Raw genomic sequence first — 7,682 nt, 5'->3', positions numbered from 1 at the left:
TGGCAAAGAAATTCTCAGATTCGAATATATAGGTGAATAAATTTTTGTGGCAGAAGAACTGGATTCTTTAGAAGAATAATTATATCTAACTTCTGATTAATATGTTAAGAGGAGTCTGCAGGGTAATTTATGACAAGGAAAAATTGGCGACGTTGTGTCGACGATTTGTATGTATCCTTTGTTATTGGGCAGCAGATTCCGCTGGAGCCGCCGGCAACCCCGCGACTCCAGCGAGTGTTTCTCTGAGTCGCAAATCCTGAGCCCTCAAATCGTGATCCGCTCGACCTCGTCGAGCGTGATTTCGTCGCCGCGTCGATCATAGAGCTTGGTGGTGCGCGGGCTCTCGTGCGCCGCCATGGCCTGGGCGTTTTCCAGCGTGCCTTTGGCCTCCAGATAGGCGGTGATGCCGGTGGCCCGGAAGGTGTGGCAGCCGATGCGCACCTGAAGGCCCATCGCGGCGACGCGTCGCTGGATCATGCGCCAGGCATCGACCCGGCTCATCGCGGTGGCGGCGAGCGCGCCGGTGCGGCCGACCGCGGCGCGAAACAGGGGACTCTTGTTTTCGCCCGCGATGCCGGCGGTTTTGATGTAGGCGTCGAGGAAGGCTTCGAGCTTGTGGTGCGCCGGCATCTCGTGACGCTTGCCGCCTTTTTCGTGCAGGCGGATCCACCAGCGCTTGCCGTTGGCGAAGTAGTCCTCGCCGCGCATGCCGACGACGGCGCCGATGCGGGCGAAAGTGTAGGTCATGACGCCGATCAACGCTCGGTCGCGCAGGCCGACGAGGGTGGAGGTATCGATGCTTTCGATCAGCGCGCGCGCCTGGTCGGCGGTGAGCACGGGCGTCTTGCCGCGCTTGACAACGTGCTTGGGCCCGCGGACCGCGTGCGCCGGATTGGCCGCCAGCACGCCGCCGGTGACCAGCCAGTCGAACAGCATGCGGATCGCGGCCAGGTGCTGCTTGACGGTGGGCTTTTCGAAATCCGCGCCCAGCGCCTCGATGTAGGTGGCGACGTGCAGCGGCTCGATGTCGGCGAGCTGGCCGATGCGGTGGCGGTCGCACCAAGCGAAGAACCGGTTGGCCGCATGGAGATAGGCGGCGCGGGTATTGCGGTTGCGGATGGTGGCGGCGAAAAACTCCAGAAAGCGGCGTGCGGCCCGGTCGCCGGCGTCCGCAATGATGGCGGGCACGACCCTGGCGGCCGGGCCGGCGACGGGACCGCGGGGGTCAGCAATAGTCAGCTGACGGGTCTGGACAGGCTCAGGCTTAGTCATGGCTTTAGTGTAACATAACGTCCTTTATGTTTCATCAAACAAATCGCCGCTTCATCTCCGCCCAAGCCTCAAACCGGCCAAATACACACAATTTCGTTACGATCACTCAACTATATGGTCTATTTATTTAAGGGGAAGCGCCATGAAGAAAGGCGGCGCCTGCAAGACCCAATCCAGCGAACCGCTCGTCCCGGCGCTGCGCCTCAGCGTCCGCCCTCGGCATCCGCCCGCGCGGCCGCGGCGCGCTTCCATAGCGCCGCGTGCAAAAGCAAAGCCCGCCACGTCGCCGTGGCGGGCCCATTTCCTTGACGGCCATCGGCTTCCCAGCCTGTACCGTGGGCGGAACCTATCACATTCCGCGCGTTCTTTCAAACAGCAGCGCAGCCGCTCTTGCCAAATTCTCAAGTTCCAGGCTTGGCAATCTGAAACGCCGCCCGAACTTCGAGAGCGGTTTGCGGCTCTTCACCGTTCAAGGCGCAACTCCGTCGTCCCGAGGCGGAGCCGCCGTGAAAACCGGCCCTTGATCCGCACCGCCGGATTCGCCGGCACCTGGGTCGAACGGCCCTCGTTATAGGCGCGCTGCGTCGCCGTCGGCTCCCATTCCACCCCAAGCTTGTCGAGCGCCTGCCGCGCCGCGCCGAGAAACCCACCCGGACTGGCGAGGAGCGGCTCGCCGGAAAGCCGCGAGACGACAGCAGGGCCATAAACGCCATACCCAAGGCGCACCAGACGCTTGTCTTGCACCAACGCGCGCAGAACCCGCAGAACCTGATTTTCGCCACCGAGGTCGCGGAATTCGCGCGTGAGGAACACCTCGTCCGGCCGCCCGGCGATCCGCGCCTCCACCTTCTCCCGCACTGTCGGCGATTGCCCCATGCCCTCCCCCGGCCGCCAAAAACCCGTTATCCATTCAAAATGGATCGGGTGCTTTCAAAGCGGAATACGGTGCGCTGCGACGTTTGCAGCTTTCCGGGCGGTCCCCCAATGCCAACCCTGACGCCCCACGACCGGTCGCGGTCTATCCTAGAATCCTAGGTATCTAGGAAATGGCGCCCTTGGGGGTATCTCATATTTGACGCTAAATTCTACGCATAAGATATTGTTTTTAAAATAACTTATCCTTGTTGCCTCAAGCCCGTAGGCAGACGTCCGCCGGACGGGCAAAATCAAGGAACGGTTCACGACCGCCACCCCGCTCCCGTGCGGGGGGCGCATAAGGGGCAATACCGGCCCCCAGCGGCGGTCCGGCGTTGGGTGATGGATGGCACCATTGAAACGGACTGGCATGCAAAGCAACAGCCAAACACCTTCGAAATTCCTTCCCCGTCTGGCCATAGCCGGCCTTCTTCTGATCGCCGCGCTGGTGGTCCTCTGCATATGGTCCGCCGCAGAATGGCCTCGGAAGGCGCTCGCCACCGCCGTCTTGCTTTTTTGCCTGCCGCTTGGCCTGTTTCTCGGCGAAATCAAGGACGGCGATTTCACGAAATTTCAGCTGTCGCCGCTCCTCAAGGCGCTGCTCGCCCTTGCCTTCGCGGCTGGATTCGCGACGTTTATCGGCGCCATGATTGTCCATATTTGGGTTCATGCAGAATTCTGGGCGCAACTCTCGTCATCCGGTCTTGTACTGTGGCTCAGCGCCCTTGCCGGTATTCTTCTCAGCGACTTCGAGGCGTAGAAAGGTTGTAGCCGCGCTAAACACTTTCCCGCAAACGGCACCGTTCCGCTTGCTGGTCCGCGGGGGGCAGAATTTTCGGAACCCGCGTGTTCGCGGCCCTTGACGCCATTCACGCCCGGATCCTGCACCTGGCGACGCCGCTCGGTCCAAGCAAAGGCGGCGGCTTCATGTGGACGGAGGACGCCATATGGCCCGCGCACGGCAAGGCGCTGACGCTTGCCACACCGGCCGTGACCCTGCGCCATCCAGGACGAGGGCGGGAAAGTCGATCTCGCGCAGACGGCCGGCCGGCTGTGCGACCTGATCACCTACGGGCAGGACAAGGGATGGCTGAACGCGGAAGGCGAAATGGTTGCGCTGCTCCTGGTTCGCGTGCGCGACGAAGACGGGACGATCCTGGAAGACCGCGAGCTGAAAAGAGCCTAATTTGTCCGTCTCTGCCCTTTCCTGTTTCCCGGGACCGGCAAAGAGAAGAACCCATGGGCAATGAAGCTTCTCAAAAGACGTGGTTCGCCCTGTTCCGCAACGGCAAGCAGGTGAGCAAGGCCCACGCCAGCCGCGCGGCCGCGCTCGTGGAGGCCTACGAGCGCGGCGCCGTCATCAAATGGGGCGTGGACCTGCCGGGAGACAGGCCGGGGCAGGCGCTGGACGAGGGCTACGAGATCCGGATCACCAATGGCAAATCCAATGCGAACTGACCGGCAAGCAGCCAATGACGACGAACCGGAAATGGACACCGTCATTCCTCTGACCGACGAGCAGGCCGACTGGCTCCACAGGTGGGTGTGCGAGATGATCAAGCGCCGGGCGTTCATCGACTTCGGCGAGTTCATGCAGCAGGCCGAGGAAGGAGATAGCGGCGGGGCGCGGCAATGCTGAAGGAACCGCTTACCGGTCCTATCACCGTTGCGGATATCGAGGCGCACAGCCGGGAATTCATCTCGCGCATCGACAAGGGCGAGCTGGCGGCAGCCATCAACCGGCAGCGGATCGCCGCGAAGCTTCGCAAGCGCACCCCGTCGAAAGCCGCCCTGCTCAAGTCGCTGGCCGAGCGCTTTCCGGACGAGCATGACATGGATCCTGTCACAGTCAGAGACGTGCTGCGCCTGTTCTACGATGCCTACACCTATCCATGCCTTGGCAATGCGGACTGGCGGGAAGCCGACTGCATCGAGCAAGAGGCGCGCGAGCTGGCAGCCATTGCCAGGCCCTTGCCGGACGACCCGCCAGAGTTCGCGACGTGGCTAAGCGTGCTGACGAGCAGGACCGCCACGCCGGACCAGCGGGACTGGGCGTATGAGGGCATGTGCGAGCATTTCAGGGACGGCGAAGACGGAGAATAACCGTCACGCGTCAGGAACCTGAGGAACGGTCCTGTCGATGCGTCAGGCGCTGCGTAGAGAGGTTTGCGGGAAAGAAAGCGGCAAAAGCCACTCAGCGGGCTGCCCAAAGGCCGCAGCGAAGGATCGCCCTCCCCTGCCCCATCATCCCTACGCGTGCTCAGGCCGCAAGGGCTTCAAAACACAAGCTCCGCTAGGCGGCTCCGCCGCCAAGCTCCGCGTAGCGTTTCGGTCCCTTGCGGCCTTCCGCGCGCTTCGGGCAGTCAAAAGCAGGAACGGGACGAGGAACAGGGCCCTTTTCGGTCCGAACAAGGAACATGGTTAAGAAGAGGCCCACAACGTCCGCGCTTCCGCCGTTGGGGCGGAAAATCGCCGGCCACGTGAACACCGACACGCGATTTTTGTCATGACATTGTCTGGCAAATGGTGTATCATTTTCGAGATTGGAGGGTTTCATGGCGTCGAATCCGCCCCGCACCAGCAAGCTCGATCTCCGGCTTTCGCCCGAAGCGAAGGCGCGGCTGAACGCCGCCGCGCACGCGCGGCACCAGACCGTCAGCCAGTTCGTGCTGGAAAGCGCCCTTGTCCGCGCCGACGAGACGCTTGCCGAGCGGCAGCGCTTCACGCTCGACGCGGCCCGGTGGACCGCGTTCATGACGGCGCTCGACGCGCCGCCGCGCGCGCTGCCGCGCCTTGAGCGCCTGTTCCGCGAAGCCGGGCCTTTCGATCCGCCCGAACCCGGATGACACGAGGTTTCCGGATCGAGAAGCTGCGTCGCGACCATGCTGTCGATGGCTTCAGCTGCGGACGCGAGGAACTGGATCGGTTTCTGACCCGCTACGCCTTCGCCAACCAGCAGGCGAACGCTTCGCAAACCTATCTCGGCCTTCACGAAGACGCGATCGTCGGCTTTTACAGCCTGGTCGTGGGCGAGGTTGCCTATGACGACGCGCCCGAACGCCTGACCAAGGGCCTGGCCAGGCATCCGGTGCCGCTCATGCTGCTCGCGCGCCTGGCGGTCGGCCTCGCCTGGCAAGGCCGGGGGATCGGCGCGGGGCTGCTGAAGGACGCGATCCGTCGCACCCTGCAAGCGGGCGACATCGCCGGAATCCGCGCTTTCGCGGTGCATGCGAAGGACGCCCCCGCCCGCCGCTTCTACGAGCATTTCGGGTTCGTGCCGTCACCGACAGACCCGCTCCATCTATTTCTGTTGACCAAGGATCTTCGGCGCCTGGTCTCCGGCTGAAACCGGCCGGCCCCCAGCAAAAGCAGGAGCGAAGCAGCGCTTTGAATTTGTGGCGTTGTGAATAGAGGTTGCGATGAAAGTCACATTCACGGCGTTTCAGCAGAATGTCGGGCGCTCTCCTCGCGGGTGGATCAGTCTCTAGCTAGAATAGCCTCAGTCAAATGAGTTACACCTATAAATAATACCAATGCCCGTTGACCAGAACCGATCGATGACTTGGGGTGCGCTGCTCTCGACATCTGCACTCCGGAGCGCCGGTTCCGATCTCTGAGCATTGGTATTAATTGGTCAAAAATTTGTCTTTTTATGGACAGTAATATAATCTTTTTCCTTCGTTTTATAATTATTAATGGCGTTGTTCAGCGCATCCCAATCTCCTTTGATATCGGCAGGCGCCGACCCATTGGTGGACGACACACCGCATTGCTTGCGGAAATTGATCACTCCGTTATCCGGTAAGCTAACTTTCTGTATCAGGCCAGGATCGGGAAGGGTGCCGAGCTTGTAGCTGCGCGTTGCCACCTGATAGTTGAATTTAAAATCTCTTAGATTTTTCCACCAGATGATTTGTAAGATAGCGCCCGGACGGCATAGCGACGCCGGAAACATATTGCCTTCAATTTGCTTATCTGGCGACTTACCCGAGAGTGCATCCTCAGCCGTGGGCGCATTGCCAGTTTCGTCTGGAGTATCATCAGAATGTACAAAGACAATTCTATAAAACCAACCGTCGCCTTTTTCCGGCTTGCGAGGCTCAACAGGGACAGCACCTCCTAATTGGGCTAGGCTTAAGGATGCCGTTGAGGACGAGGTGGAGAGCATATTCGGCACAAGATGCCAGCACACTGACGTAGGACTATTCGGGTATACTGCATGTAATGCGGGGTCTGGATCCGCTGCATAGAGATTTTTGCTTGTAATTGTATTTCTAATATCAGGTAAATTTTTTGGGAGAATAATAATTGGTAAACCAATGTGAGGCTGATTGCCGATTTCTTCTAATTTTTCTAAGTCGATAATTTCCCTGTCCTCCTGGCATATTTTTTCTTTGAATGGAACTGGTGGTCTGAATGTCATTTTATTTTCTGCCGCACCGATAATAGCACCAACTCCCGCTCCGGCCAATCCGCCTGCGAGGCCCCCTATCGAGACGCCTGTTGCGGCACCGGCTCCCGCCGTGGCGATGATATTTTTCGTGTTATCTATGTAATTTATTGTCACTTGCTTGTACAGGAATTCGCTACCTTCAACAGGCGTGCCACCGATTTTAGTTGTTCCAAAAATCCAACGTGGAAAAGAATTGTTTGGAATCGCTAGCCATCTTCCACCATCGTCCTCCGCAACAGAGGATACTACTGGAACAACATTCTCAAGGCATTTATAGACGTCTTTCTCTGTCACGCCTCGGCAGGAGTCCTGAGGCTTCACTATATCACCGTTACTCTTCTTTATTTCTAAGGAGGCGTCGGCAAGTAGGATTGCAGGCGCTTGCAACGAGAACCTGAGTGAGTTTGCCTGATCAGGCCCGGATTTTACAGGAGTGTAAGACAAACTGGGTGAGCAGGCTGCCAAGGCGGCTAAGGCCAGCACAGGCTTCAAAGCTTTCAAGAAAACCTCCCGGAAGAAAACAGACATTATATTACCATATAAGAATATCATGCGCTTGTGCAGTGGCAATGGTGGTTCGGCAGCAAGGGTAATACCAATGCCTGTGGATGACGACGCATGCGGGGGTTGCCCGACGCGGGTGAGATCGGATTGCCGAGCAAATCGGAGAGGCTTGCCGTGCTGCTCTCTGAACCAACCACCCCAGGGGGCGCATGTGGCGGCTGATGATGACGAACGCGGCCTGCGAATGGGTGGAGGCGGGCACCTTCGAGAGCGTGACGGCGGCCGCGCGACGCATCCGCGAGATTGAAGGCATTTCCGGCAATCTGTTCCTGCAAATGCTGATCGAACCGGACTTCGGCACCGACGCCGAGGCCTTCGCGCATCTCGAATACACCGGCAAGCAAGCCCTGTATGTGATCAAGCGGCGGGTGAACTGACGACCGCGCAGCCCTCGTCCTTTCCCGCTCTGCGCGTCGATGATCCCGGCGCTGATCGCCGCCGCCAACAGGACGACGCGGCGCTTTCCGAAATTCTCCAG

11 protein-coding genes are annotated in these 7,682 nt (G+C 59.6%); 7 read left to right on the top strand and 4 right to left on the bottom strand.

Going from position 1 to position 7,682, the window contains the following annotated elements:
* Window positions 1-264 precede the first annotated feature (264 nt).
* On the bottom strand, window positions 265-1,188 hold the full coding sequence (locus NBY65_RS33250; protein ID WP_239002982.1) for a tyrosine-type recombinase/integrase: 924 nt from the start codon (window positions 1,186-1,188) through the stop codon (window positions 265-267).
* 546 nt (window positions 1,189-1,734) lie between these two features.
* Window positions 1,735-2,148, bottom strand: a complete 414-nt coding sequence (locus NBY65_RS33245; protein ID WP_150043393.1) for a conjugal transfer protein — start codon at window positions 2,146-2,148, stop codon at window positions 1,735-1,737.
* A 409-nt stretch (window positions 2,149-2,557) separates the two neighbouring features.
* On the opposite strand from NBY65_RS33245, the gene NBY65_RS33240 reads away from it, so the two are divergent.
* From NBY65_RS33240 to NBY65_RS33225, 4 genes are all read left to right on the top strand, one after another.
* On the top strand, window positions 2,558-2,947 hold the full coding sequence (locus tag NBY65_RS33240) for a hypothetical protein (RefSeq protein ID WP_150043391.1): 390 nt from the start codon (window positions 2,558-2,560) through the stop codon (window positions 2,945-2,947).
* Between the two features lie 479 nt (window positions 2,948-3,426).
* The gene (locus NBY65_RS33235; RefSeq protein ID WP_150043389.1) at window positions 3,427-3,645 is read left to right on the top strand and encodes a hypothetical protein; all 219 of its coding nucleotides are present in this window, start codon (window positions 3,427-3,429) and stop codon (window positions 3,643-3,645) included.
* 31 nt (window positions 3,646-3,676) lie between these two features.
* Entirely contained in the window at window positions 3,677-3,826 is a 150-nt protein-coding gene (locus tag NBY65_RS33230) for a hypothetical protein (protein WP_162530767.1), read from the top strand.
* Window positions 3,820-4,290 carry a hypothetical protein gene (locus NBY65_RS33225; RefSeq protein ID WP_150043387.1) on the top strand — a complete coding sequence of 157 codons (471 nt, stop codon included), beginning with the start codon at window positions 3,820-3,822 and terminating at the stop codon, window positions 4,288-4,290. The genes NBY65_RS33230 and NBY65_RS33225 overlap by 7 nt, the downstream gene beginning before the upstream one ends.
* A gap of 190 nt (window positions 4,291-4,480) precedes the next feature.
* Here NBY65_RS33225 and NBY65_RS33220 read toward each other — a convergent pair whose 3' ends face one another.
* Window positions 4,481-4,744: a hypothetical protein gene (locus tag NBY65_RS33220; protein ID WP_150043385.1), complete on the bottom strand. Its 264-nt coding sequence runs from the start codon at window positions 4,742-4,744 to the stop codon at window positions 4,481-4,483.
* Here NBY65_RS33220 and NBY65_RS33215 point away from each other — a divergent pair.
* Complete coding sequence (locus tag NBY65_RS33215) at window positions 4,743-5,033, top strand: type II toxin-antitoxin system TacA family antitoxin (protein ID WP_150043383.1); 291 nt, start codon at window positions 4,743-4,745, stop codon at window positions 5,031-5,033. The two genes, NBY65_RS33220 and NBY65_RS33215, sit on opposite strands and share 2 nt — an antisense overlap.
* A complete protein-coding gene (locus NBY65_RS33210; RefSeq protein WP_150043381.1) occupies window positions 5,030-5,533 on the top strand; it encodes a GNAT family N-acetyltransferase in 504 nt (167 codons plus the stop codon). The genes NBY65_RS33215 and NBY65_RS33210 overlap by 4 nt, the downstream gene beginning before the upstream one ends.
* 288 nt (window positions 5,534-5,821) lie before the next feature.
* Here the strand turns inward: NBY65_RS33210 and NBY65_RS33205 are convergent, their stop codons facing one another.
* The gene (locus tag NBY65_RS33205; RefSeq protein WP_150043379.1) at window positions 5,822-7,141 is read right to left on the bottom strand and encodes a hypothetical protein; all 1,320 of its coding nucleotides are present in this window, start codon (window positions 7,139-7,141) and stop codon (window positions 5,822-5,824) included.
* Between the two features lie 224 nt (window positions 7,142-7,365).
* On the opposite strand from NBY65_RS33205, the gene NBY65_RS33200 reads away from it, so the two are divergent.
* Window positions 7,366-7,581: a hypothetical protein gene (locus NBY65_RS33200; protein WP_150043377.1), complete on the top strand. Its 216-nt coding sequence runs from the start codon at window positions 7,366-7,368 to the stop codon at window positions 7,579-7,581.
* Window positions 7,582-7,682: the final 101 nt, after the last annotated feature.

This window comes from Rhodovastum atsumiense (assembly GCF_937425535.1).
Classification (GTDB): Bacteria; Pseudomonadota; Alphaproteobacteria; order Acetobacterales; family Acetobacteraceae; genus Rhodovastum; species Rhodovastum atsumiense.
Note: the sequence above shows the minus strand (reverse complement) of the source record. Positions and strands in the feature narration are given on the sequence as shown.

Bases quoted from the DNA above. Each gene is read 5' to 3' on its own strand.
- NBY65_RS33245 (WP_150043393.1), bottom strand. From the start codon at position 2,148: ATGGGGCAATCGCCGACAGTGCGGGAGAAGGTGGAGGCGCGGATCGCC.
- NBY65_RS33240 (WP_150043391.1), top strand. From the start codon at position 2,558: ATGCAAAGCAACAGCCAAACACCTTCGAAATTCCTTCCCCGTCTGGCC.
- NBY65_RS33235 (WP_150043389.1), top strand. From the start codon at position 3,427: ATGGGCAATGAAGCTTCTCAAAAGACGTGGTTCGCCCTGTTCCGCAAC.
- NBY65_RS33230 (WP_162530767.1), top strand. From the start codon at position 3,677: ATGGACACCGTCATTCCTCTGACCGACGAGCAGGCCGACTGGCTCCAC.
- NBY65_RS33225 (WP_150043387.1), top strand. From the start codon at position 3,820: ATGCTGAAGGAACCGCTTACCGGTCCTATCACCGTTGCGGATATCGAG.
- NBY65_RS33215 (WP_150043383.1), top strand. From the start codon at position 4,743: ATGGCGTCGAATCCGCCCCGCACCAGCAAGCTCGATCTCCGGCTTTCG.
- NBY65_RS33220 (WP_150043385.1), bottom strand. From the start codon at position 4,744: ATGAAACCCTCCAATCTCGAAAATGATACACCATTTGCCAGACAATGT.
- NBY65_RS33210 (WP_150043381.1), top strand. From the start codon at position 5,030: ATGACACGAGGTTTCCGGATCGAGAAGCTGCGTCGCGACCATGCTGTC.
- NBY65_RS33200 (WP_150043377.1), top strand. From the start codon at position 7,366: ATGATGACGAACGCGGCCTGCGAATGGGTGGAGGCGGGCACCTTCGAG.